The organism is Paenibacillus sp. JNU01 (genome assembly GCF_059130585.1).
Map to the genome: position 1 here is coordinate 4,765,995 of NZ_CP169723.1, position 26,236 is coordinate 4,792,230.

General features: G+C 45.5%; 21 protein-coding genes. 13 read left to right on the forward strand and 8 right to left on the reverse strand.

Annotated elements, in window-relative coordinates; translation table 11 throughout:
* Positions 1 to 110: 110 nt before the first annotated feature.
* Both NLBNIHML_RS20860 and NLBNIHML_RS20865 read right to left on the reverse strand, forming a co-directional pair.
* Positions 111 to 1,430, reverse strand: coding sequence for a glutamate-1-semialdehyde 2,1-aminomutase (locus NLBNIHML_RS20860; RefSeq protein ID WP_494352646.1), 1,320 nt, complete (start codon positions 1,428 to 1,430; stop codon positions 111 to 113).
* 131 nt (positions 1,431 to 1,561) lie between these two features.
* On the reverse strand, positions 1,562 to 2,605 hold the full coding sequence (locus tag NLBNIHML_RS20865; RefSeq protein WP_339239448.1) for an LCP family protein: 1,044 nt from the start codon (positions 2,603 to 2,605) through the stop codon (positions 1,562 to 1,564).
* Positions 2,606 to 2,733: 128 nt separating this feature from the next.
* Between NLBNIHML_RS20865 and NLBNIHML_RS20870 the strand changes: the two genes are divergently transcribed.
* Genes NLBNIHML_RS20870 through bcp form a run of 4 tightly spaced genes read left to right on the forward strand, consistent with a single transcriptional unit; the run spans position 2,734 to position 5,876 of the window.
* A complete protein-coding gene (locus NLBNIHML_RS20870) occupies positions 2,734 to 3,789 on the forward strand; it encodes an ABC transporter ATP-binding protein (protein ID WP_494352647.1) in 1,056 nt (351 codons plus the stop codon).
* On the forward strand, positions 3,782 to 4,576 hold the full coding sequence (locus tag NLBNIHML_RS20875; protein ID WP_339239450.1) for an ABC transporter permease: 795 nt from the start codon (positions 3,782 to 3,784) through the stop codon (positions 4,574 to 4,576). Before NLBNIHML_RS20870 ends, NLBNIHML_RS20875 begins: the two co-directional genes overlap by 8 nt.
* A gap of 4 nt (positions 4,577 to 4,580) precedes the next feature.
* Positions 4,581 to 5,366, forward strand: coding sequence for an ABC transporter permease (locus NLBNIHML_RS20880; protein WP_339239452.1), 786 nt, complete (start codon positions 4,581 to 4,583; stop codon positions 5,364 to 5,366).
* 45 nt (positions 5,367 to 5,411) lie between these two features.
* On the forward strand, positions 5,412 to 5,876 hold the full coding sequence (bcp, locus tag NLBNIHML_RS20885; protein ID WP_339239453.1) for a thioredoxin-dependent thiol peroxidase: 465 nt from the start codon (positions 5,412 to 5,414) through the stop codon (positions 5,874 to 5,876).
* A gap of 92 nt (positions 5,877 to 5,968) precedes the next feature.
* Here the strand turns inward: bcp and NLBNIHML_RS20890 are convergent, their stop codons facing one another.
* From NLBNIHML_RS20890 to NLBNIHML_RS20915, 6 genes are all read right to left on the reverse strand, one after another.
* Entirely contained in the window at positions 5,969 to 7,096 is a 1,128-nt protein-coding gene (locus NLBNIHML_RS20890) for a GerAB/ArcD/ProY family transporter (RefSeq protein WP_342571791.1), read from the reverse strand.
* 95 nt (positions 7,097 to 7,191) lie between these two features.
* Entirely contained in the window at positions 7,192 to 8,316 is a 1,125-nt protein-coding gene (locus tag NLBNIHML_RS20895; protein ID WP_342571792.1) for a GerAB/ArcD/ProY family transporter, read from the reverse strand.
* A gap of 18 nt (positions 8,317 to 8,334) precedes the next feature.
* Positions 8,335 to 8,571, reverse strand: coding sequence for a hypothetical protein (locus NLBNIHML_RS20900; protein WP_339239457.1), 237 nt, complete (start codon positions 8,569 to 8,571; stop codon positions 8,335 to 8,337).
* Between the two features lie 6 nt (positions 8,572 to 8,577).
* The gene (locus NLBNIHML_RS20905) at positions 8,578 to 9,780 is read right to left on the reverse strand and encodes a Ger(x)C family spore germination protein (RefSeq protein WP_342571793.1); all 1,203 of its coding nucleotides are present in this window, start codon (positions 9,778 to 9,780) and stop codon (positions 8,578 to 8,580) included.
* A gap of 20 nt (positions 9,781 to 9,800) precedes the next feature.
* Complete coding sequence (locus tag NLBNIHML_RS20910; protein ID WP_342571794.1) at positions 9,801 to 11,315, reverse strand: spore germination protein; 1,515 nt, start codon at positions 11,313 to 11,315, stop codon at positions 9,801 to 9,803.
* Between the two features lie 224 nt (positions 11,316 to 11,539).
* Complete coding sequence (locus tag NLBNIHML_RS20915; protein WP_494352648.1) at positions 11,540 to 12,187, reverse strand: DedA family protein; 648 nt, start codon at positions 12,185 to 12,187, stop codon at positions 11,540 to 11,542.
* Positions 12,188 to 12,428: 241 nt separating this feature from the next.
* On the opposite strand from NLBNIHML_RS20915, the gene NLBNIHML_RS20920 reads away from it, so the two are divergent.
* The 9 genes from NLBNIHML_RS20920 (at position 12,429) to NLBNIHML_RS20960 (ending at position 26,034) form a co-directional block, all read left to right on the forward strand.
* On the forward strand, positions 12,429 to 13,730 hold the full coding sequence (locus NLBNIHML_RS20920) for a polysaccharide deacetylase family protein (protein WP_494352649.1): 1,302 nt from the start codon (positions 12,429 to 12,431) through the stop codon (positions 13,728 to 13,730).
* A gap of 103 nt (positions 13,731 to 13,833) precedes the next feature.
* On the forward strand, positions 13,834 to 14,823 hold the full coding sequence (locus tag NLBNIHML_RS20925) for an AAA family ATPase (protein WP_494352650.1): 990 nt from the start codon (positions 13,834 to 13,836) through the stop codon (positions 14,821 to 14,823).
* Positions 14,820 to 16,079: a DUF58 domain-containing protein gene (locus NLBNIHML_RS20930; protein ID WP_494352651.1), complete on the forward strand. Its 1,260-nt coding sequence runs from the start codon at positions 14,820 to 14,822 to the stop codon at positions 16,077 to 16,079. Before NLBNIHML_RS20925 ends, NLBNIHML_RS20930 begins: the two co-directional genes overlap by 4 nt.
* The gene (locus NLBNIHML_RS20935) at positions 16,066 to 18,432 is read left to right on the forward strand and encodes a transglutaminase TgpA family protein (RefSeq protein ID WP_494352652.1); all 2,367 of its coding nucleotides are present in this window, start codon (positions 16,066 to 16,068) and stop codon (positions 18,430 to 18,432) included. Before NLBNIHML_RS20930 ends, NLBNIHML_RS20935 begins: the two co-directional genes overlap by 14 nt.
* Before the next feature lie 17 nt (positions 18,433 to 18,449).
* Complete coding sequence (locus NLBNIHML_RS20940; RefSeq protein ID WP_494352653.1) at positions 18,450 to 18,590, forward strand: hypothetical protein; 141 nt, start codon at positions 18,450 to 18,452, stop codon at positions 18,588 to 18,590.
* Between the two features lie 214 nt (positions 18,591 to 18,804).
* A complete protein-coding gene (gene guaA / locus NLBNIHML_RS20945) occupies positions 18,805 to 20,343 on the forward strand; it encodes a glutamine-hydrolyzing GMP synthase (protein ID WP_339239472.1) in 1,539 nt (512 codons plus the stop codon).
* 222 nt (positions 20,344 to 20,565) lie between these two features.
* Entirely contained in the window at positions 20,566 to 22,572 is a 2,007-nt protein-coding gene (locus NLBNIHML_RS20950; RefSeq protein WP_494352654.1) for a DNA methyltransferase, read from the forward strand.
* A gap of 2 nt (positions 22,573 to 22,574) precedes the next feature.
* Positions 22,575 to 25,352, forward strand: coding sequence for a DEAD/DEAH box helicase family protein (locus NLBNIHML_RS20955; RefSeq protein WP_494352655.1), 2,778 nt, complete (start codon positions 22,575 to 22,577; stop codon positions 25,350 to 25,352).
* Position 25,353: 1 nt separating this feature from the next.
* Positions 25,354 to 26,034, forward strand: coding sequence for a hypothetical protein (locus NLBNIHML_RS20960; RefSeq protein WP_494352656.1), 681 nt, complete (start codon positions 25,354 to 25,356; stop codon positions 26,032 to 26,034).
* The last annotated feature ends 202 nt before the right edge of the window (positions 26,035 to 26,236 follow it).

Consider the following 26,236-nt stretch of genomic DNA (forward strand, 5'->3'; position numbering starts at 1 on the left):
TGTAAAAAAACAAAGGCGTCCGCACAAGTTGAACACTTGTTGGACGCCATTTTTCGTAGTTGCTGTCTCTCAACTATTTTGTATTACATCTGAAGAATTAATTATTCGGGTTATTCCTGAGCCATCGCCTTGAAGGAAGCTTCTGCGGCTTCCAATGTAGCCTGAACATCCTCGTCTGTATGAGCCGTAGTCAGGAACCAAGCTTCGTACTTGGACGGAGCCAGGTTTATGCCACGTTCCAGCATGTGGCGGAAGAAGGAAGCGAACCGTTCTCCGTCTGTGTCTTGAGCATGATCGTAGTTCGTCACCGGGTGATCACAGAAATGGGTGGAGAATGCACCGCGAATCCGGTTGATTGTCAGTGCAATCCCATGACGGTCAGCAGAAGCTTGCAGACCTGCTGTCAGGTCGATAGCAAGACGTTCCATCTCTTCGTATACACCTGCGCCTTGCAGGACCTCCAGACATGCGATACCAGCTGAGATGGATGCCGGGTTACCAGCCATCGTTCCCGCTTGATAAGCCGGGCCGAGTGGAGCAACCTGCTCCATAACGTGTTTGCGTCCGCCGTAAGCACCGATGGGCAGGCCGCCACCAATAATTTTACCAAGAGCCGTCAGATCCGGTTCAATCTCCGCATGATTATCGAGCCCGGCATACGTCTGTGTGGAACCGTAATGGAAACGGAAAGCCGTAATCACCTCGTCATAGATAACCAGTGAGCCATTGGCGCGTGTCATGGCACAGAGACCTTCCAGGAAGCCGGGTTCCGGCATAACCATACCGAAGTTGCCAACGATCGGTTCAACCATGACCGCGGCAACATCGTCACCCCAGTGCTCCAGTGCAGCTTTGAGGCTATCCAGGTCATTGTAAGGCACGGTGATGACCTCTTGCGCAATACTGGTAGGAATGCCGGCACTATCCGGGATACCCAGCGTGGACGGGCCAGAACCGGCCGCCACAAGCACCAGATCCGAGTGACCATGGTAACATCCGGCGAATTTTACGATCTTGTTGCGTTTGGTGTAGGCACGAGCTACCCGAATTGTAGTCATGACCGCCTCTGTACCAGAGTTAACAAAGCGTACTTTATCCATGGAAGGAATGGCTTCCTTCAGCATTTTGGCAAGCTTGATCTCTAATTCAGTGGGGGTACCGTACAGTACTCCATTGGCTGCAGCTTCTGTAATTGCCTGCGTAATATGAGGGTGGGCATGTCCTGTAACAATCGGACCGTAAGCGGCCAGATAATCAATGTAACGGTTGTCATCAACATCCCAGAAGTGGGCGCCCTGGGCTTTTTTCATAAATACAGGTGCACCGCCGCCAACGGCTTTAAACGAGCGTGAAGGGCTGTTCACACCTCCTACAATATGTTCAAGTGCTTCTGCGTATAGAAGTTCGGATCGGGAACGTGATGGTTTCATAAGACAACTTCCTTTCGTAATTCAAAATATAATAAAGGTACAAGACACAGAAAGATATGATGATTTTCTCATAATAGTATAGCCGGGCACAACGAGAGGGCAGCGTAATGGCTGCCCTCTGCATGTTTAGATTACTGAGCCGGTTGTTCTGACTTCTGATCGTCACCACTGGCTGTTTTATCTTCGGTGCTGGTCGTACTATCATCTGTTGTAGCAGGCGGGTGAATAATATCCTGAATATGCTGCTTCAATTTTTCTTCATTTGTAACCGTTAATACTTGCGCACCACCTGCTGTACGTTCTTCTTTCAACAGGTTCATTGGTGGGATCTGCTCACTGCCGTTCATGCTGCTCTGGTATCCGAGTCCACCCAGCTTCCACATATCGGAGAGTGTCAGATTCGTATCTACGTAAGGATTAACCTGTTCCAGAATGGCAGGCAGTTTGGCAATGGTAGTGGTGGACTGCATTTTTGCCGTAACAGCTTTCAGCAATTCACGCTGACGCTCGGAACGAGCGAAATCCGACATCGCATCATGACGGAAACGAACGTACATGAGAGCTGTCTCGCCATCCAGATGCTGATACCCTTTTTTGAGATCAATATCGTATTCGTTATTGTCTGCTTTACTTGTATAGTGCATGTCTTTCTCCACATTAAAATCAACACCGCCAACGGCATCCACCAATTTGATGAATCCTTGGAAATCCGTATACACATAATACTGTACAGGAATGCCGAGCAGGTCGCCGGCAGCTTGCATCGCTGCATTCGGGCCATGGGTGATGGCAGTGTTGATCCGCTCTTTACCATACCCGTCAATATCGACGTATGTGTCGCGCAGAATGGAGAACAGATTGATTTTTTTGGTAAGTGGGTCGAGCGATACGACCATCATGCTGTCGGAGCGGGGAACTTCACCTTTTTTCAATCCGCGCGCATCGACACCCATAACGAGAATATTGACCGTCTCTGTGCCTTCCCATTTGGGTGGGTCAGGTGTATTTACTTTCTCCACATTTTCGATACCGGCGAATGGTGATTCGTCACCGTCTTTTGCCAAACCGTCCAACTGATTGAGAATAGAACCGAAATAGTATGCCGCAGCTCCTCCGACAATTAACACGAAGGCGGCAAGAGAAATCCAGATGGTTCTCTTCGTCTTTCTGGTCATGCTAGCTCTCCTTTGTATTTGAGATGAAATAAAAAACGAGTTCAGGTATTGCTGAATTTTGACTGATACCATTATAATTTCTTTTTGGGCTACAAGCAATTTCAACAAAATCCAAGTGAGGTATAATCATGCTGGCGATTGATGTCAAAGATTTGCGCAAGTCGTTTAGCGTCCAGAAAAGCCGAGGTGGGCTGAAGGGCGCGTTCCAGGACCTGTTTGCACGTCAATACCAGGAGGTATTGGCTGTAAATGATATTTCATTTCAGATTCCGCAGGGCGAAATATGCGGATATATCGGGGAGAACGGTGCCGGTAAATCAACAACAATCAAGATGTTGACCGGCATTTTGGTGCCTACTTCAGGGCAAATATCGGTTGGTGGATATGTTCCGTATCAGGAACGGGAGAAGTTTGTACAGAATATTGGTGTTGTTTTTGGTCAGCGCAGTCAATTGTGGTGGGATATTGGCGTTATCGAATCCTTCCATTTATTGCGTAAAGTATATCGTGTAGGAGAGGTCGATTTCCGGAAAAGGCTGGATGAACTGGTTGAGCGATTGCAGCTTCAGGACCTGCTCAGTCGTCCGGTGCGGAAGCTCAGTCTTGGTCAGCGTATGCGCTGCGAGTTGGTGGCAGCATTGTTGCACAACCCGAGTATTGTTTTTCTGGATGAACCAACCATTGGTTTGGACATTGTGGTGAAGTCGGAAATTCGGGATTTCTTGAAGGACATGAACAAGGAGCATGGAACAACCATTCTGCTCACAACCCATGATTTGCAGGATATTGAGGCCCTATGTTCCAGGGTGATCATGCTTGATGCGGGTAACATCATCTATGATGGAGGTCTGGATCATCTGAAGTCCCAATGGGGCAAGGAACGGGAAATCCGTTTCAAGTTCGGTTCAGCTCACAACATGAGTCAGATGCAGGAATGGACTGCGGCGTTACCTGTACGTTGGACGGTAGAGAATGAATTGTCTGCATCCGTATGGATTCCACTGGAATTGAACGTTTCGGATGTACTCGGACGTGTCGTTGGACAAGCCGATATTACCGATATTCAGATTATCGAGATCAACACGGATGAGATTGTGCGCAGTATTTACCAATCCGGTTCCGCCGAGCGTCCCGAGATTGTGGGAGCAGGGAAAGAAGCGGTGAGTGTATCCGAAGATGAATAGTGCATTTATTGATTTCATGCGCATCCGTTTTCTAACGATGCTGGCATACCGGGTGAATTATTACTCTGGCATTTTGATATATACGCTGAATATCGGCGTGTATTACTTTACCTGGCAAGCCATTTATGGCAGCAGTGGTGAACTTGGCGGCTTTACGGCAGCACAGATGACAACCTACATCGCTGTATCCTGGATGGCACGTGCCTTTTACTTTAACAACCTGGACCGAGAGATTGCCGCAGACATACGGGATGGCTCCATTGCGATTCAATTCATCAGGCCAATCAATTACGTTATGGTCAAAATGATGCAGGGTCTTGGCGAAGGCATTTTCCGCTTCCTGCTCCTCATGATTCCGGGGATGCTCATTGCCATTCTGCTGTTCCCGGTTGAACTGCCTACGGCGCCGTCGGCGTGGATTGGCTTTCTCGTCATGCTGTTCTTCAGTTTCCTCATTAATTCCCAGATTAATGTGATCACGGGACTGGCGGCATTCTTTGTGGAAAATAATGAAGGCATGATGCGCATGAAACGCGTCGTGGTTGATTTGTTCTCCGGTCTCATCATCCCGATCAGTCTGTATCCAGGCTGGATGTCCGCGGTGATGAAGGTATTGCCTTTTCAGGCCATTACGTATCTGCCCGGTTCGGTCTTCACGGGAAGAGTGGAAGGTACCGCCATCTGGAATGTACTCGGTATTCAGGTGTTCTGGTTTGCCTTGCTGCTGCTTCCGATGGTACTGATCTGGCGTAAGGCGCGCAAGCGTCTGTTCGTGCAAGGGGGATAACAGAATGTACTATATGGGTCTGATCTGGGAATATTTGAAGAACTACATGAAAACACGACTCACGTACCGTGCTGATTTCTGGGTGGAGATCCTATCGGATCTGCTGTTCCAGGCAACCAACCTGATCTTTATCTTTGTGGTCTTTCGCCATACGGATAACCTGGGCGGCTGGAGTGAGAGTGAAGTGCTCTTTGTTTATGGATATTTTATGGTGCCCTATGGCATCTTCAGTTGTTTTATCAATCTGTGGGGATTCAGTGAGCGGTATATCGTCAAAGGCGAGATGGATCGTATCCTAACACGCCCTGCACATAATCTGTTCCAGATCTTGCTTGAAAATGTAGACCCGCCTGCACTCGTGGGCTCGTTTATCGGCTTGATCATTATGATCTTCAGCGGAGCAGAGATGGGCCTGGTGCTGGAATGGTGGCATATTCCTGCCTTGATTATTTTGGCGCTTAGCTCAGTCATGATCTATGCCGGAATCTATACCACACTGACTTCGTTGTCCTTTTATTCGGACGCACCAACAGGTATTCTGCCATTGATGTATAACATCCAGGGATATGGGCGTTACCCGGTAACGATCTACAACCGTGCTATTCAGGTGCTGCTGACCTGGGTCATTCCGTTTGCCTTTGTTGGCATTTATCCGGCTGCCTTGTTTCTGGAGAGGTCCGAGATGCATCGCATGGCACTGCTGACACCTGTGATGGGGTTGGTGTTTGGTTCCGTGGGTTTGCTTTTGTGGAATTATGGCGTGAAACGGTATCGTGGAGCAGGATCATAAAATGCCCTCAACGCAATTCGTGGGCGAGACTAGGGAGGAATTGACATGACGTTAACTGTAGGCGAAGTGGCACCGGATTTTGAGCTGCCGTCCAGTACGGGGGAGACGGTGAAGCTTTCCGATTACCGCGGACAGCGGGTGCTGCTTTATTTTTATCCCAAGGATATGACCTCGTCCTGTACGCAACAGGCTTGTGATTTCCGGGATCGACATGCTGAATTTGAAGGGCTGAACACGGTCATTCTCGGGATTAGTGTTGATCCGATGAAACAGCATGACAAGTTTATCGCCAAATATGGACTACCGTTCACCTTGTTGTCAGATGAAGAGCACGCTGTAGCCGAGCAATACGGTGTATGGCAACTCAAGAAAATGTATGGCAAGGAGTATATGGGTATGGTTCGCTCCACTTTTCTGATTGATGAAGAGGGGAGATTGATCCAGGAGTGGTCCAAAGTTCGGGTCAAAGGACATATTGAGGCTGCTCTTGACGCAGTGAAGGCGTTGTAATGTAATAACCGGGACATGTATGAATGAATACATCTTATCCGTTTCATCACCAAAGGCTGTGTTTCGCGGGATTTACCGTGAACACAGCCTTTTTAGGTGGGCAATCGTTTATGACTGGGTGAATTGTTCTTGCTCTTGCCAGAACGAAGCCGATGCACAAGCAGAAGGAATAGCGGAATAATAAAGCTTACAGTGATATCCCAATCCACCCAGGCGGGCATGATCGTATTGGTGTAGAAAATGACATTGGGAGATATCAGTACAGCTAAAGCGAATAGTAACATGGCTGATGGCAGGATGAGAGGCTTGTATGTTTTCAACCGAAATAGTTGTGCTATTCCAATGACAAAAGAAAACATGTACAGCAGGCTTTTGAAATAGGTGGCAATCAACCAGGCGGTCGCCATGAACGCCTCAATTCGCTCGAAAAAATTGCCAATATTAATTTTTTGAGACAGGGTATAGGAGATGTAGATGTCATGTTGGGTCAGAAAGGGACCAAAGATCATCAGGGAAATGAGCAGCAGAGTGGTTAACATTAAGCCTCCACATAAGGTGGCGAGTAACATGTCCCGTTTGATATGAGGTCCTGACACAACATACGGGAGAACCATGGTAATCACGATTAGTTCACCAAAGGAAGTGAAAGCCCCCCTAATGGTAGATTGAATCAGTTGGAGCCAGGGGGTGTTCAAGAAAGGCTGTAGATGTGAACTGTTTACTTGGGGGATCAGTCCCATGAATAACAGGATCATAAATGCAACAACGATCGGCGTCAGCATTTCACTGCTTCCTCCTATTGTATTCAAACCATGCATAACTCCCCAGATAAGAGCGCACATAAGTATAATCAGAATGACCCGGATGGGGGTCTGAAGATAGATCTGTGTAGTCATGAAGTCGCCAACTTCACGGATACATATGGCAGCACCTATGGCGAAATAGAACAGATATGCAGATGACAAAACAGCTCCTACCCATCGGCCAAGTATTTTTTGGCAGATTTCAATAAGTGACAGATCAGGATGTGTCTGATGAAGTTTGTAAAGAACCCATATAATGAGTAAGCCGATCGGCTGACCGATAAGAGAACAGAACCATGCATCCTGCTTACCGGAAGCAGTAACCACGGAGGGATAGAGCAGAATCATGTCTCCGACCATGACCAGGAAGGTGAGCAGTGTAAATTGCCTAATGGTGATTTTCTCCTTAATTAACATAGACCTTACACTCCTTCACTAAATTCAGCATGGATGACATTCGTTGATGAACTTCAATTATTCATCTATACCAGGCTCCTTCCCGTAAAAAGTATTCATTCCTGTGAGGAGTTGCTGTGAGTAACCGATGATTTTCTGTTCGACTTGAGCAACTGGATTAGCAGGAGACAGCCGGGCAGAATGATCCCCAGCGTAGTATCCCAATCTACCCAATAGGGAACAACGGTGATTACGATAAAGGTTACGCTTGGTGAGACAAGATTGGCTAATCCAAAAACGAGTAGCGACGCTGGGAGCACAAGCATCCGATACTGCTTAAGCTTGAACAGTTCCGCACAACCAACAATAAAGGCGTATAAGTATATCATCGCTTTGAAGTAAGTGGAGATCAGCCAGGAAGAGGCCATAACAGCTTCAATACGTTCAAAGAAGCTTCCAATACTAATTTTCTGGGATAAAACAAAAGAAGCATATATGTTGTGTTGTGTGAGAAAGGCACCCAAGACCAGCAGGGATATGGTAACAAGTGTTGCCAATACCAGATTGCCTAGGCCTGCTGCGATAAGTACGTCCCTTGTTCGATGAGCCTGCTTGGCAACGTAGGGCAGAATCATCATGATGGGGACGACTTCACCAATTGGATATATAATGCTTACCAGAATGCCCTGTGAAATAGAGACCATATTCGTATCACTTACTGGTTTCAGATTGCTGGCATCAATCTGGGGAAGCAGGCAGAATGCAAGGACGACAATAAACACAATAACGACAGGCATCAGTAGTTCACTGCTTCGACCCATCGCCTCTAATCCGTGGAATACTCCCCAGCCGATCACGATGACAAACATCAGAATGATGATACGAATGGGAGTGTACTGGAAGATTTGAGAGGTCATGAAATCGCCAACTTCTCTCGTATGAGTGGAAGCACCAATAATAAAAAAGAACAGGTAGAAGCAGGAAAAGAGAGTACCTGGCCAGAACCCCAGAATGCTTCGTGCCATTTGTACCAGATTTTTTTCTGGGTGCAAACTGCACAACTTCAGGATCATGGCCAGTAGTGCCATTCCCAGAGGAATGCCTATGAAAGCACAGATCCAGGCGTCTTGTTTTGCGTAGGATGTGATGACTGAGGGGTAGATCAGCATCATATCTCCTACCACCATCAAAAAAGTGAGAGTGGTCAATTGTCTTGTTCCAAGGCGCCCGTGTTCAAGCATAATCGTCCTCTCCTTTTTCTAGGTTCCCGTCAGATGCGCCAAGAATTGATTAACAGGTTCATAGATCCACATGATGATATAGAGCGGACTCGGAAAATCCCACAGGTTTGCTGCGATTATACTAAACCCTGTGGCAATGATGAGCATGCCGCTATACACAGCTGTTTCCCTCCATTCCTTACGGCGGATAAGACCCGGCAGATCAAACAAGCCTATAAGGCCCGCTATGACAATGACAGTAATTGTAATCAACATCCGATCTCACTCCTTCAAATCCTCCTTGAATGAATCATCCAGTGTACCTACCCGTTTGATCTGAACATTGGCTTCATACGTGACATCCAGGTTCTCAAAATATTGATCCCAATCCTTCTCAATCTTTTTGAAAAATCCAGGATCGGCATGATATACTTCCTGACCAAATCCAAAAATATCGGTATGGAATTTTCGCCGAACCGATTTAACTGATTTTTCCATCAGCTCGATCAGCCGCTCCTCACTGTCTTTTTCCAACTCTTTGAGCGTTTTCATTGAACCAATTCGGATTCCGCACTCAACTGCACCAATGGAAGACACATTTTTTATTTTGATATGAATTACTGGCTGGTCATGGATAACCTTCGCTTTTCGTTTCGTCTTGGTACGAAGGGTTTTGAAAGTCACATTACCGCCCTTTTGGCAAGGCAAGTGACCTATGGTAGATACCACGTTGTTGCGAATATAGTTGTATCCTTTGGATTCATCTTCAGTTAACCAGCCGATTAGTTTGTCCTTCTTGAAGACACTTAATCCCGTCGAATTGAGACGAGCGGGGGACGTGATTGTCGAGATATTATCTTTGCTTCCGCTTCTCGTAGTATTGCCTACAACCTCTACACCGGTGATTACGGGCTGTATTCCGGGAGCCAGCATATACTCCATCAACTGATCGCCAGTGACAGTAGTTGTGGGTGACCAGGTTTTGGCGGAGACGTCGAGGGAATTAAATATCTTCTCTGCAGGTAAATTCTCCAATGGAGTAAGTGTATCCAGTACCTTGGAAGCTGTTGTATTTCGAGCAACGATAACGTAATAATCGGGTCTCGCAGTAGGTTCTCTCATTAACGCTTCAATGACATCGTAGATGCCTTCTTTGCGGGCATATTCCTCACCGAACACCAGTATACGGATATGGGCCATGAATATGCGGCGCGGACTTGTCTCAGTCAGCTTTTGAATTGCTTCAAACAGTGTGGATGCGGAGGCTTCATACTGTGTGACAGGAGTGCCATTCCCTCCGCCCGATTTGGAGGATACTTCATTCGGTACAACGACCTGAGCGCTCACTTTAATCAGATCACCATCCTTATCTACACCAAGACCCAGCATAATGCCAAGTTCATTCAATTCCTGGCGGTCCCAGCATCCGGTAAGGAGAGGGAGCAGGAATGTAATGCATAGGATTAATCGGAAGCACTTGTTCATACATTATTCTCCTTACCGAATTAACGCTTCGTTTTTTTGCTGGCTTGTCTGGTTTTGTTCGGTGTACCTGTAGAGAGTGGACGTGTTTTCATATGGGACCAAGGTACACGAAACAGAGTATCCTTCAGATCTTTCTGAATGAAAGGTGCAAAGGGAGACATATAAGGTACGCCAAAAGAACGCAAGCTGCATAGATGGGTAACCGTAATGAGCAGAACAATGAGAATACCGTAGAAACCAAATGCTGCCGCAAGTATCATCAATACAAATCGCAGAATTCGAACAGAGATGGATAGTCCATTCTCTGGAATGACATAACTGGATATGGCCGTAATAGAAACGATAATAACCATTGCAGCGGAGACAACCCCTGCATCAACGGCTGCCTGGCCGATAACCAGCGTCCCGACAATGGAGACGGCCTGACCAACGGTTTTCGGAATCCGTATGCCTGCTTCCCGCAAAATTTCATAGGTCAATTCCATAAGTATAGCTTCAATGAATGCGGGAAAAGGCACGCCTTCACGTTGAGCTGCCAGACTAATAAGCAGATTGGTGGGCAGCATCTCTTGGTGAAAAGTGGTAATAGCAATATAGAAGGATGGGGCCAGCAGAGCGATGAAAAAGGACAGATATCGAATCATACGAATCAATGTGCTGATATCGGCCCGTTGATAGTAATCCTCCGGTGACTGGAAGAAATGCACGAACAATGCCGGGACCAGTAGTACAAAAGGCGTCCCGTCTACGATGATGGCTACTCTTCCCTCAAGCAAGGCAGCACAAACCGTATCCGGACGTTCACTATTGTAAACGGTAGGAAATAGCGTGCCTGTTTCATCCTGTACAAGTTCTTCGATATACCCGCTTTCCAGAATCCCATCAATATCGATCTCATCGAGCCTCCGCCTTAGTTCCTCCACGACACCTGCATCAACGGTATGTTTCAGATATAAGACAGCAACCCTTGTTTTGGTGATACGACCAATCTCTCTTTCTTCGATCCAGAGATGAGGGTCCCGAATCCGTTTGCGGATCAAGGCTGTATTCGTACGCAGATTTTCATTGAATCCTTCCATGGGACCCCGGACAACGGTCTGTGAGATGGGTTCACCCACAGCACGGTCTTCCCAACCGGCGGCAGCTATTTTCAATCCACGCACACAACCTTCGATCAGCAGAATGGCCGATCCTGACAGGAGAGCATTGAGCACATCCTCCATGTCATCCACCAGAATGACATTGCTCGCGGCTAAAATATCATTTTGAATGTAGCTTAGATGCTCTTCATCTGCCGAAAATTCCGGGAGGTCATGTGTCTTTAACAGGGATTCCAGGATGGAATGATTCAGGATCTGCACATCCACTAATCCATCAATGTACAACATGACGGCAGGCCATTTATGTAGACACTGGAGAGTGCGCATCATCAAGTCATTGCTGTTCCCCATGACTTGCTTACAGTAATCCATATTTTCGCTGAGATTCGGTGAGATTTGCCTCTGATCTTGATGCTCCACGTTTGGTTCACTCATACCTTCACCCCCTATACATCCTATATTTGCAAGTTAGTATGACCTGGATGAATTCGGATTATCACAAAAAAGAATGATAGTTCATCATTCCGTTTGAGTAAGTGTTTATTTTGGAGGAGGTGATGAAGTGATTACAGAGTTTAATTGAAAAAAAACGAAAAAAAAAGAGCCGCGATTATTCGCAACTCCTTGCTTACTTATTATAGATGGACGTTTGCCCGAATTTACTTTTGTCTTTGACGAACAGGGGCTGACTTGGATACGGCGGATCTTGATACCCATGCTTTGCGGTAACGGTAAAGCACGGCAACAATAAGCAATAAGCCAATTCCTCCCACGATATATGCTGCATATTGATGAGCCAGATGGAATACGGCATTCCACTGGGGGCCGAATATTTTGCCGATGCCCAGAAACAGTACAACCCAGAACAGCGCGCCCGAATAAGCGTAGAGAGCGAACTTGCGAAAAGGAACAGCAGCTATTCCCGCGAAATATCCGGTGAAATGCCGTACTCCCGGAATGAAATAACCGATGAAGATTAAAGCATTACCATACTTGGCGAACCACTTTTGCGTTTTATCGAGCTTGTCCTGCTTCAGCAGAAACCATTTTCCGTATCGTGTTATAAAGGGCAGTCCTGCTCTGGCTCCAATAAAATAAGTGATGGTCATGCCTATCGTTGTTCCCAGAAAAGCCAATATGGTGAGGATTCCGAAGTCGAGATGACCCTTGTAGGAGAGAAACCCTGCGTAAGCCATCGTTGTTTCACCAGGAAAGGGAAGTGCTATGAATTCAAGCAACAAGCCAAAAAACAATACGCTGTATCCGTAGGACCCAAACAGATGTTGGACCTTCTCAAGCAATTCCAATAGATTTCACTCTCCTGAAGACGGGGTGGGAGCATGAATCTCTCCAAGGTGTTGTGTATACGTTATACCTGTCCATTATGCTACCTAATCTGAAGCGAAGAATCAATCACACACCATACCAAATTGTGAAAAAATATTAAACAAAAATGCGTCTTTTTTCAAGAAAGCCTCCATATAATTCTAACAAATCTGCTGAAGTCTATCAGCAAATTCACTAGAGACGGTGGAGGGCGATTCGTAAATGGTACAGAGACCGGAATTAAGAATCAAGGGAAAAAGGGAAATTCACGTAACATCCATACATACGTTTTTATCTGGACAATGGTCTGTCATTCTCGTGCGAATTGCGATATTGCTATGTGTGTTCGCTGTATACGCTGGCACCGCGTATGCATCTTCTGCTTCTGGCTCAGATGATTCGATCAGGGAAGATAAGAATACGCAAGACAAGGTCGTCTATCTGAGTTTTGACGACGGACCGGGTAACCATACCCGAGAAGTATTGGATATTTTGCGCAAAGAGCAGGTTCTGGCCACTTTTTTTGTGCTGGGTGAGCAGGCAGAGCGTTATCCCGAGTTAATCCGGTCGCTGGTGGAGGATGGACATGCTCTGGGCAATCATACGTTTAATCATCAATACAAACAGCTGTACAGTGATTTTAAAGTGTTCTGGAACCAGATCAAGCAGACAGAAGACGTGCTGGAGCGTATAACTGGTTTCCGTCCGAATCTGGTGCGAGCGCCAGGAGGTACCTACGGACATTTTGACCAGAGTTATTTTGATCTGCTGCAATTGGGTGGATACACCGTCATGGACTGGAACGTCGATAGTGGAGATTCCAAACGAAAAGGTGTTCCGGCCAAAGAAATCCTTAAAAATTCCACCAAAGTACCTGCGGGAACACGTTCGGTGATTGTCCTGATGCATGATGGAGGTGCGCACGCTGAAACGGTAAAAGCACTTCCGGGTATTATCAAATATTATCGTGATCACGGATACCGTTTTGACATCATAAAGAGTTCGGATCAGCCGGTTCAATTCCGAGTTCATCCCGATGCTAAGTATAAGTCCCGCAAGGCTCCGGGAAAGGCATGGATCGCAGAGCATGTAGAAGGTAATGCTGCGTTGTGGCTCACAAGCAAGAAGCTGAAGATAGAGGTAGGATTGGCTGCGGCAACCTTACAACCTGGAGAATTCCGAATGGATGGGCAGCGAATCATGGTGCCTTTGCGTACATTCATGAAAAAGTTCGGGGGCAGCACGCGCTGGGACCCAGAGACAAGGACAGCCACAGCAGTATGGAAGGAAAGAACGATTCATGCAGACAGTGTGAGCGGAACACTGAGCTCAACAGGGGTAATTGAAACAGGAGCAGTACAGAGTCAGGGGGGAACCATCTGGGTTCCGTTACGTGAGTTACTGGAGCAGATGGGGTTAAAAGTGAATTCCTTAACCAGTAATAAGGCAGAGTGGACGGTAAAGGCGGGCGCTTCCAGGTCCATTTCGGCAATGAATCTCATATTTAAGTATAAAATGATCTGAAGAAAGTCATGCTTGCAGGACTATTCTCTCTACTTCCGGGCAACACTGAATCATAGATTACTATGGTTCAGAAATGCCGATGGACGGAAGGAGATCAGGAGAAATGTCTTATATCCGAATGGAACATGAACATGCGGTTGAATTGTTAAACAGGGTCATGAAACGTGTTGAAAGTGTGATTGTTGGCAAAAAAACAGAGATTCGTTATGTTCTCACTGCAATGCTCAGTGGGGGGCATGTACTTCTGGAAGATGTACCGGGTACCGGGAAAACCATGCTGGTTCGTGCCGTTGCTTCCGCGTTGGACTGCTCCATGGGCCGAATTCAATTCACGTCCGATGTCATGCCGGCAGATGTTACGGGCACTTCAATCTATCATCCACATACAGCTGAATTCAAGTTTCGCCCCGGACCTGTCATGTCCAACGTTGTCTTGGCGGATGAAATAAACCGGGCTTCACCCCGGACTCAGTCTGCCCTGCTGGAGGCAATGGAGGAACGACGTATTACGGTTGATGGAACAACCTATGACTTGCCACGCCCCTTCTTTCTGCTGGCGACACAGAATCCGTTACAGTTTGAGGGTACGTACCGGCTGCCTGAAGCGCAGCTGGATCGATTTATCATGAGGATTGGACTGGGGTATCCCGATCCGGAACAGGAATTGGAATTGTTAAGTCGGATGCAAGGTAGAGAAGAGCTTGATGAACTTCGCCCTGTCCTGCTTGCTGAAGAAGTCGTAGCCATGCAGCGTGAAGTCAAACAGGTACATGTTGACCCGGTCGTCAAACAGTATCTGGTGGCCGTTGCTGTAGCCTCTCGCAGCCTTCCGGCGGTCAGATTGGGCATCAGCCCGCGTGGAACACTGGCCTGGATGGCTGCGGCGCAGTCGTTTGCCTACCTTCAAGGACGCAGTTATGTCATTCCCGATGATGTGAAAGAGTTGGCAGTGCCTGTTCTCTCACATCGAATTCAATTGAAGGCCCAGAACAGAGCGGAGGTTTGGGGACAAGTCCAAGTTATTGAAGAAGCCTTGTCATCCGTCCCTGTTCCTGTACAAATGGCATCACAGGGAAGGGGACGGAGGCAATGACTGCTCTGGGACAACGGATGTTGAGTGCTGTCCTTGTGGTGGCTTTGGCTTCCTTATATCAGTGGCATGGTGGCAAAGCGGCGTTGTTTCTATCCATTATGGCTTGCTTGATGTTCATAGGAGGTCTGCTTCTCCATTGGTTCGGACCACGGCGTATTCACATCCGTCGGAAAATACATGCGAATCGGATTGAGGCAGGCGAGCGGGTGCGGGTTCAAGTTGAACTGGAATTCGAATGTCGTATTCCACTGTTATGGATCGTTCTATGTGAAAATTCACCTGCAGGTGTTCATCGCAAATTAATTTTCCCGGGAACTCGGCGGCAATTTTCCTATCAATATGAATGTTCCGGTTTACGCAGAGGGGTCTACAGATGGGATATGGGCAGATTGTACTGGGGAGATCTGTTTGGCTGGAATACCCACTCTACAGAGACCGCAGGCGGCACCCCCTTGATTGTTGTTCCTCAAGCATCGGCTTGGGGGGAGGGGGATTCAGCAGAATTCGCAGCGATGATCGAAGGGACTCTGTCGGAGAGAAGAAATAGCCAGGGAAACCGTAGCCCCGAGTTCCGTGAATATCAGCAGGGTGACCCGCTGGGACGTATTCATTGGAAAAGCACAGCCAAAACGGGGCAACTTCAAACCTTTCTGCCCGATACCACAGATCTGGCTTCACTGGGCATCCTTGTGTATGAAGGCGCATCGGGTTATGAGGTAAAACAGCCAGAGACTATGGAAGCACCTGCTTTTGAACGAGTGGTGGGTGCAGCCGCCCGCTGGATTCATACGGCTGAGCGGGACGACATTCCTTATCATCTGTGGATGGAAGGCGGAGATAAGAGTCGTAATGAACAAGATCAATGGCGACATGGGTCATTCCAGGCAGATGATGAGTGTCATGGTCTGGACAGACTAGCAGGAGCACGAATATCCACAGCCCAATCCGTGTCGGTTTCACTCCGAACGGAGATGCTGGATGGACTGGCGCGCGGTTCGCGAATTGTGGTTCTCACAGGCAAGATCGATCAGGTTCTGACCGAATGGATTATAACTGCAATGGGTTCAGGTTATCGTGTAGAGGTGCAATTGGCTGAAACGAACCAGCTAGGATCAAAGGATAGATTCATGACTGGAATTGAGCATGACAGCTCAAGTATAGAGCGGCTTCGTCACACCGGGGTATTGATTCAAGCGGTTACAGACGTTGCGTTATCTTCATTGGGAAAGGTGGAGGTAACGGATGTGGGAGCGTAATAAAAACCAGGAACCCAATTCCACTGTGACGGCTGACAAAGCGTCAACAGCCCGTCTGAGATTAGAATCGGTCCATTCTGTAGTTAGGAATGTGAACCACACTTCTCTTACAGAGATAAAGGATGAGGGATCTGTTAGAGTGCCGGTTCTGTATAGGATATTTATTTCGGCCATTTTACTTATACTGTCTCTGGAGTGGATATATCCTGTTACGTCATCAGGTCAGCAGGGCAGTGAACGTTTCTTGTCCGTAATGGCGGGGTTAACTGGAGCATTGCTGCTCGCAGGGTTAATTCGTACAGGGTGGATCACCGGAATACTGATCCGATTATTTATTGCACTCGCTGCGCTATGTCTGATGTATGGAGGAAGTGATCCTGCCCGTTGGGCGGTTGCATACCCGGGAATACTTTCAGCGGATATGGACACCTTTATGGATAACTGGCGATTCCACTCGATTAGTACAGAAACGAGAGGACTGTTCATGATGTGCGGTTGGAGCATGCTCATGGCTTCTGTGCAATCCCTTGTATTGCTGCGTAGAAGCGTTATGCTGTTTGGCAGTGCAACGCTGGTATACTTGCTTCTGCTTGAATCCTTTGCGGGGTTGGATGTATATGCTTCAGTAATCCGGTCTGTGTTATGGACTTTTCTAATTCAGGCTCTGCTTCAGCTACTACGCCTCAACGGAGGAGTAACTACCCCGAGTTATCGTGGCAGTCCCTATGGCCGTTGGAGCGTTATAACCATTGTTGCTTCCACAGGTATGGTCCTTTTCTCTGCGTTACCTGGTCAGTTCGCTTCCATACCTCAACCGGAACGCATATCCCTGGAGCAGATGGGTGAACGCATAGCTCGCTGGGCAGGTTATACACAGCACAGTAGCATCCCTGCTGCAACGGCGGTAACGGGATATAGCACGGCAGATGCGCCCATGGGAGCACCTCTGGTGCAAGGGAATGCCCTCTTTTTTACAGCGAAGAGTCCGGAAGTGACGTATTGGCGAGGAGAGACTCGTTCATATTATAACGGTAGTACCTGGAGTGACCCAGAGCAAAGCTTTGAAACGGCCAGTCCCTCCGGAGTCCTGCGTTCTGATGGTTGGGAGAATCAAACCTATTGGAAACGTATCCGCCAAACGGTCACGATGAAACGGGAATGGAAAGGGCCGAATCCGTTATTTACCGGGGGAATCCCGCTGAATGTATCGTTTCAAGATAAGAACAGCAATAATGAGGAGAACATGCTTACGTTGTTATCTAATCGAGATTCCGCAACGTTGTGGCTTGCAAACGCCGGCGAAGATAATATGGTTAAAAATTATACGGCAGACGTCATGTTTCCTGTGGCCTCGCCGGAACAGTTACGTCTGTTAGGGAATGCGAATAAAGGGAAAGATCCTGCCTCTATACGGAGGACATATCTGCAATTGCCCACATCTCTCCCGGGTCGGGTGCAGACGCTCGCCAAGGAAATCATTCAAGGCAGTGAGACTCGGTATGACGCTGTACAAGCCGTCAAGACTTATCTGGCTGCTCATGCCGAGTATACGCTCGATACCCGTATGCCACCGCGTGGATCAGATTTTGTGGACGATTTTCTATTCGTCACACGGCAGGGGTATTGTAATCATTTCTCCACTGCCATGATTGTGTTGCTGCGTTCAGAGGGGATTCCTGCACGCTGGGTTAAAGGCTTCGGGTCTGGGATGGCTGACCCGAATATACCAGGTCAATATATCATTTCCCAAGGAGATGCACATTCTTGGGTAGAGGTGTATTTTCCAGGGGCAGGGTGGATGCCGTTCGAGGCTACGCCGGGCTTCACCATGGCGCAAGGCGCGGGCGAAGATGTGGCAGCGCTCGCCGGGCCGCAGCCTGTTGTAGAGACTCCGCCGTATATGAGCGGCGGATGGGCTAACGCGGGCGCATGGCTGCTCGCCCGCGCACGGGCCATTGCCGCGGAGCCGGGGCTCGCGGCAGCCCTTGTCGCAGCGGCCCTGCTGGGCGCCGCTGCTGTGATCCGCATGCGACGGCTACGCCCCGCGCTGCGGATCAGGCTGCTGCTGGCATGGCCGCGCAGCAGCTTTCCAGACCGCGAGCGGCTGCTGGGCGCCGCCGCTCCGGTCTGGGCCGCGCTCGCGCGCCGGTACGGCCCGCGGCCGCCGGGGATGACGCTGCGTGAATATGCAGCATCACCGGCATTGGCCGCATGCGCGGACGGCGCGGACATCGCGCGGTTTGCAGCCGACTGGGAACGGCTGCTGTACGGGCCAGACCGTCCGCTGCGCGCAGACAGTCTGGACTTCCTGCGCCGGGCACTTCGTTTGGCCCGGCGATTGCAGGCGTTGTAACCCAAGGATGTTACAACATGCAGGCCACACAACCTGCCGGTGATTGCACTCTCGCTATCGCTTCCGATACAGATTGGCAGGTTGCAGCAGCAGATGATCACCACTGGCGCATCTATTCTATTGTGCTTCGGTTGTCCATTGTTGCATGCCATACATAAGACGCCTTTCTCCCTATGCTGAGAACGAGGCGTCTTTCCACGATCATACACTTGACCAGCATCTTGCTGCCAAGCTTTCTATTCGAAATTTCATATTCTGAGACATTCGGTAACCCTTGTTTTGAAATGTCGAAAAAAGGAGTTTCGCCTTTCCTTGACGGTATGTTTTGTCGTTGCGTATAATTAGTTTCATTGAATTGAGGGAGGCACGGTTATGAATAAGCAGAATGAGATTGTGGTTGTCCTTGACTTTGGGGGCCAATACAACCAGTTAATCGCCAGAAGAATCCGGGATCTTGGCGTATACAGTGAGCTTTTGCCGTATAATACACCGGCGGAGAAGATCGCAGAATTGGCACCAAAAGGAATCGTATTTTCAGGTGGGCCGTCCAGCGTATACGCTGAGAATGCTCCACACGTGGACCCGGCTGTCTATGACCTGGGCTTGCCGATCTTCGGAATCTGTTACGGGATGCAGCTTATGGCTCAACAACTTGAAGGTAAAGTAGAGCGTTCCGAGAAGCGTGAGTATGGTAAAGCAGACCTTGAATTTGCTGCTGGATCTGCACTTGCAAAAGGCATTGAAGGTGAACATACCGTATGGATGAGTCACGGTGACCACGTGGTTACACTTCCTCCAGGGTTCAAACTGGATGCAGGCACGGAAAGTGCGCCAATCGCTGCGATGAGCGACGATGAGCGTAAATTGTATGCTGTTCAGTTCCATCCGGAGGTACGTCACTCAGTTCGCGGTAACGACATGATTCGCAACTTCCTGTTCGAAATCTGTGGTTGCGAAGGCAACTGGACGATGGAAACATTCATTGATGACACGATCAAAGACATTCGTGAAAAAGTGGGCGACAGTAAAGTACTGTGTGCGCTTAGCGGCGGCGTAGATTCTTCCGTTGTTGCTGCATTGCTTCACAAAGCCATTGGCGATCAACTGACATGTATGTTTATCGACCACGGTTTGCTGCGCAAAGGTGAAGCTGAAAGTGTAATGGAGACGTTTGTTGGCAAATTCGACATGAAAGTTGTCAAAATTGATGCTCAAGAACGCTTTATGTCCAAGCTAGCTGGCGTGGATGATCCAGAACAAAAACGTAAAATTATCGGTAACGAGTTTATTTACGTATTTGACGAAGAGTCCAAGCAGTTCGATGATTTTGCATTCCTGGCGCAAGGTACACTGTACACGGACATCGTGGAAAGTGGTACAGCGACTGCACAGACGATCAAATCCCACCACAACGTGGGCGGTCTGCCTGAAGACATGAACTTCAAACTGATCGAGCCACTGAGCACGCTGTTCAAGGATGAAGTACGTAAAGTCGGTACCGAGTGTGGTCTGCCGGACGAAATTGTTCACCGTCAGCCGTTCCCTGGTCCGGGTCTTGCGATCCGTGTTCTGGGTGAAGTTACTGAAGAGAAACTCAAAATTGTTCGTGATTCAGACTACATTCTGCGCGAAGAGATTGCCAAAGCCGGTCTCGACCGCGAAATCTGGCAGTACTTCACAGCTCTGCCGAACATGAAGAGTGTAGGCGTTATGGGTGATGCTCGTACGTATTCCTACACTGTAGGTATCCGTGCCGTAACATCCATCGACGGTATGACTGCGGACTGGGCGCGTATCCCTTGGGATGTGCTGGAGAAAATCTCCGTACGGATCGTTAACGAAGTCGATAACGTCAACCGTATCGTTTATGATGTAACATCCAAACCACCTGCAACGATCGAGTGGGAATAATTGAGTGACACCTTACTCATCCAAGAACGTTAATTTTACGCTGTTTAAGTAATACTCATAAGACTTTCTGAGACCAAAATTTTTTTGAATTGTCTCCAAGATTGTCTCCAAAACTCTCACCGAATGATTGAAGGTGGGAGTTTTTATTTTATGGTTTTCCTATATGAGAAATTTAGTTCAATGTTATAATTAGAAAAAAGTTTGTAAGGGGATTGAAGATAAATGGCAAAGATTGAACCAAAGATTTTTGATGAGTTGAAAAAGACATTAACTTCTTTTGACGGTAAGTATTTTGTTGGAGAGGAATTAAACCGCTCAAAACTCACGGATGATTTGCGAAATTATGATGAAGCACTTCTTAGCAAGTTATTTGAGGTGGAATTTATCAAGAAACATTTTATCAAGGAAGTTGCAGGACAGAAGTTATTTCAAATTGAACAACTTGAGGAAGCGATTCTCTACAATGATTACTGGGATACAAGTTACACCAAATATGAAAATCGTGTCGGGTTAGCTTCAAAAGGTAAATTTTTGGAGGATAGTCAAGACGTGGTGTTAGATTTTCCGTTCAAAGATGGCGTGCTTACTGCTTCCATGACAAAGGAAGATAGAGAAGATGGCTATGATGCTGCCTTCTTAAACGAGGTCATTGAAAAGGATGAGGTTGACCGTCTTTTTGATAAAAAAATATTGGTCAATGCGAAACGTTACGATTCAAATGGAGATAATAAAATTACTGATTTTGACATCGATACTGATAACTTGATTGTTAAAGGAAACAACTTGTTGGCATTACAAACATTAGCTGCCAAATATACAGGAAGTGTGAAATTGATATATATTGACCCTCCTTATAACACTGGTTCAGATTCTTTTGCTTACAATGATAAGTTTAATCATTCTGCATGGTTAACGTTTATGAAAAATAGACTTGAAATTGCTAGGGAATTGCTTACAGAAGATGGGGTTATTTACTTATCAATTGACGATAAGGAACAAGCGTATATAAAAGTATTAATGGATTCAATTTTTGGAAGAAATAATTTTTTAACACAATTTAATTTTCAAGTAAGATATGCAGATAAGTCATTGGCTGGTGAGGCAAAAGCTTTTAAACCTGTAATTGAATATACGCTTATGTACGCAAAAGACTCTAATATATTTATACCTAACCGACCTACAGAAGCTTACACTGATGACAAGTTTATTTGGAGAATTAATGAATTATCAAAAGGAAAAATCGAAACTATCAATGGTAACCAAGTTGAAATTTTCCAAAAAGGGCAGTGGGAATTGGTTCAAGGCGAACCTGATATGAATGCGCTAAAGGAAACGTGGATTTCAGGTTCAATATATTCGAAAATGAGTTACGGTCAAGTATATCAATCGATTATTGAACCTAGAGTAGAAATTGATGGAAACGGAGCATTATACAAGATCTATGGGCGTGGAGAAGATGGGTTAGGATATAGATATTACACTAACCCGTTAAAAACAAATGCAAATCGTGGAAAAATGTATTCGGGAATGCCGTTAGAACGCAAACGTGAAATTGAAAATGGTGAATCTTTGAAACTTTTACCAATTGTTAATTTTTCAGATTTTGCAGCTGACTTTGGAAATATACGGCATGAAGGTGGAGTTGCGTTAAATAGTGGGAAAAAACCAGAAAAATTGTTAAAACTATTATTCGAATATGGTTCCAAAGAACATGACTTGGTTCTTGATTTTTTTATGGGCTCAGGTTCGACTCAAGCTACAGCAATGAAAATGAATAGAAGATTCATTGGTATGGAGCAAATTGATGATCAATGGAATAAGGTAGTGGAACGTCTTAAAAATGTGGTGAATGGAGATTCTACTGGAATTTCCTCAGATGTTAACTGGAAAGGTGGGGGTTCATTCGTACATGCTGAATTATTCCCTAAAAACATGGGCTATCTTCAAGATGTCATTCACTCAAAGTCTATTGACGAGCTTAAATCAGTTTATGAACGAATGATACAAGGAAGTGATACAGAAGAACTAGCGGATATTTCCTTCCGTGCTGATTTGTCAAAGATTGATTGGACGGAAGAATTTAATAACAATAAACGGCTGTTAGTTAAGCTACTCGATAAGAATGGACTATATTATAACTATTCGGAAATTGACGATAAGCATGTCCGTGATTTAATTTCCGATGAAGATTACGTCTTCAATAAAGCGTTCTATGAAGGTGGTGAGTAAATTTGGCAAGAGCGATGAAAACTCCTACAAATATCCGTCGATTTCCATTAATTGAGCAGGCGAAAGAAGCGGAACATGACATGTTGAGTCAACATCAAGGGTATGTAATTCCAGAGTATATCAATCAAAATTTAATCCATACGTTACGTCATTATCAAGAGGAAGCAATGCGCAACTATCATTATACGCAAACTCAGATTAACCCAAGTCCGCAACACGTTCTCTTTAACATGGCGACTGGTTCTGGAAAAACGGATTTGATGGCAGGTCTAATTCTCTACCTTTACGGAGAACATAAGTATCAGAATTTCTTATTTATAGTAAATACAAATTCCGTCCTTATGAAAACGAAGGATAATCTGGTAATTAGGAATAGTGAAAAATATCTTTTTCAAGAGAAGATTGAAATTGACGGACAACGTATTTATATTCGACAAGTTGAGCGTTTTCCTCGTGTTCGCCAAGATAATACTATTTATATCAAACTTTCATCCGTGCAAAAGGTATCAGATGATTTGTTTGTGTTAAAAGAGAACACAATGGGGTTATCCGATTATGAGAATCATCCTGTGGTTGTTTTAGCAGATGAAGCTCACCACTATTCAGCAAGTACAAAGTCAGAGAAAGAAGCCGAGAACACATGGGAATTTGCTATTAATAAGATTCTAATGGCTAGGGATGATAAAGAACACAAGAATCTCTTGTTAGAGTTCACGGCGACTGTGGATTTCGAAAAGGATGCAATTTACAACAAGTATCGTGATAAAGTCGTTTATCGTTATCCATTAAGCAAATTTATGCTTGCTGGTTATTCAAAGCAGGTTAAGCGTATTGAAACATCCGCAAGTGATGAAGATAAAATGTTGAACGTGGTGTTACTCTCACAATTTCGAAAATATCGTGCCTACGCTGAGGGTGTCACAGGATCGTTTAAGCCTGTGATTATGTTCAAATCGCCCCAAATTGCAATATCACTTGAAGCAACAAAAGTATTTAATGAACTCATTGCCAACCTAAATGTAGATGATTTAGTGACATTCATTAAACGTCAGCAACTATTGGATAGTAATGAAAGCTCTGCGCTGGAATTAGCTTATAACTACTACTTACAAAATGAAGCGGAGTTAGCAAAGATTGTTCGTGAGATTAAACAAGACTTTGACCCGCGAAATATTTTGAATGCTAATGATACTAGTGGGAATATGCTTGAAAAAGGACAGTATGAAGCTTTGAACACGCTTGAAAGCCCAAATAACCTCTATCGAGTGGTCTTTGCTGTGGCAAAACTGACAGAGGGATGGGATGTACTTAATCTGTATGATATCGTTCGTATCGAAAAAGAAGCAGCTACGAACAAGAATGCTACAATGGTTGAAGCTCAACTGATTGGACGTGGTGCAAGGTATTATCCATTTGAGATTGATGGTGAGAAAAGCTACCAGCGGAGATATGACAATGATTCCTCGAATAAACAATTATTTTTGGAAACCCTCCACTACCATACAATGAATGAACCTCAATATTTGAAACAGCTAGTGGGTTCTTTGAAACAAATGGATTTACCAACGGGACAAGATAAGAAAAATCCGCCTATTGAAATTAAAGTTAAACCTTCCTTCAAGAAAACAGACACCTATAAAACAGGGAAAATCTATTATAACGAAGCCGAGGACGTATCAGATGAATGGTTCGACTCAATTGAAAAATATGGTATTAACCATAAGTCGGATATTTCTCGAAGCTTGAACTATGGTAGTCGGGAAGTCTCTTATAAGGCTACTGTTGAAAGTATCGAAACAAAGACAATCGGAGTCGAAAAATTTGATGTTCGTTACATTAAGAAAGCCATTCAACGCCTTGAGTTCTATCAGTTTGATAACTTGAAAAAGTATCTACCACTCCTAACTTCTATGAAGGAATTCATATATGGGAAAAAGTGGTTAAATGCAGGAAATCTGAAGCTTTTCTTGACTGTCCCGAAAGAATACAAAGCGTCAGATATTTCCCCAAATGAGATTTTGAAGGTGACTATCGACCTATTGAAAGAGTATGAAGTGAAATTCAAATCTGGTTATATCAAACAACGGGGAAGAAACAAATTTATCGGCTATCCGATTAGAGAATATCTGACAGATTACAAGAAGCGTGTTCCAGATTATGACACCGCAAATCTCTTGCTTCAAGCAACTCAAAAGGTTGACGCTTACGAAATGGACGATGAGTTTTACGTTTATGAAAAAGCAATCGTCAACAAGCTAGAATATGAGTTGATTGAGCGAATAAAGGCCCATGTGGACGAGTTAAAACAAAAATACAACAAGGGTGTCTACCTATTCCGAATGGATGAGAATATGCACCGTGAGTCAGCCAAAAGTGAAAAAGTTAAACTGCACCAATATGGCTCACGGATCAATCGTGCAGGTGAAACCGTAGACATGCACTTGCAAGGTTTTCAACCTGACTTTATTTTGTTCCTTGAGGATAGCGAGTTTTATTTCCAAATATTTATTGAACCAAAAGGAATGAGCGGTGACAGGTTTGTCAGCGAGTTATGGAAACAAGACTTGCTATTATATATGACCGATCATCAAGCAGAAATGGAATTTGAAGATGATTCAAAGAACGTTCGAGTTAGTGGGCTGAAATTCTACACTAAGGGTGACGGTCAAAAAACTATGGCTCAACTTGCGGAAATTACTCAAGTGCAGGAAGTATCTGTTTCCTCCCCGGCTCAAGAAATATTAGAGTTATCTAGTGGAATTGAGCTAGATGGTGAGTAAGATGGCAGGAGTAAAGGAAACTTTAAAACCATCCTTTGATAAAACGTGTGAGTTAATTTATAAACTTGCTTCAGAACGGATAAGTCAAAAATATGATGAATGGAAAAAAGGTCAATCCTATGGATGTGGTATAATTGGATTTTTGACCATATATAGGAAGTTATTGGGATATGTACTAACACGCAAAAGAACAAAAGACAACCCATACCTGCTGACTTCCAGCCTAGTGAAGGAACTCTTAGAAAGTCATGATTTTTTTAATGATGAAAATGAAATCTATTGGGGTAATGATGTGAATGTATATCTTGAAGAATTATTCACTACGGTGCTATTGGAGATGCAAGAATCCAATGATTACACTAAGTATTGGATGGGAAATCCTTTAATAACGGAAAGAGAAATCAGAGACTTTTATTGTGAATTTATACATGACAAAGAAGATGTTTACGAGTCGTTGAAAGATGATTTTGTTGATTTTACATTTAACTCGAACAAATATTTTGAATTAGTTGGCGAGGTCGGAGAAATTATAAAAGATTCGGTTGTCCAAAAAGACAGTAAGGGAGCCTTAACATTTTATGACTTGCCCAAAAAAATAGCAATATATGCGGACAAGATTCTTCTCCCATTCGTGAGTGGAATTTGCCTTAGTATCTTAATAGATTCTTTTGAAAAAGCTTAGACTGAATAAAAAGTAAGATTATATCATATAAGCTCCCCTTTGTGTGGGGGGCTTTTTGATTTGCACAGTTCTTCAACCCCACACAACAGAACAGGAAACGTGTCATACTGCCATTATGAAATGACAGCAAACATTTCGATGCTTTCGGGTCAGCATTGGTTGCAAACAATATTGATCCACAGGTTGGCTAGTTGCTGGTAGC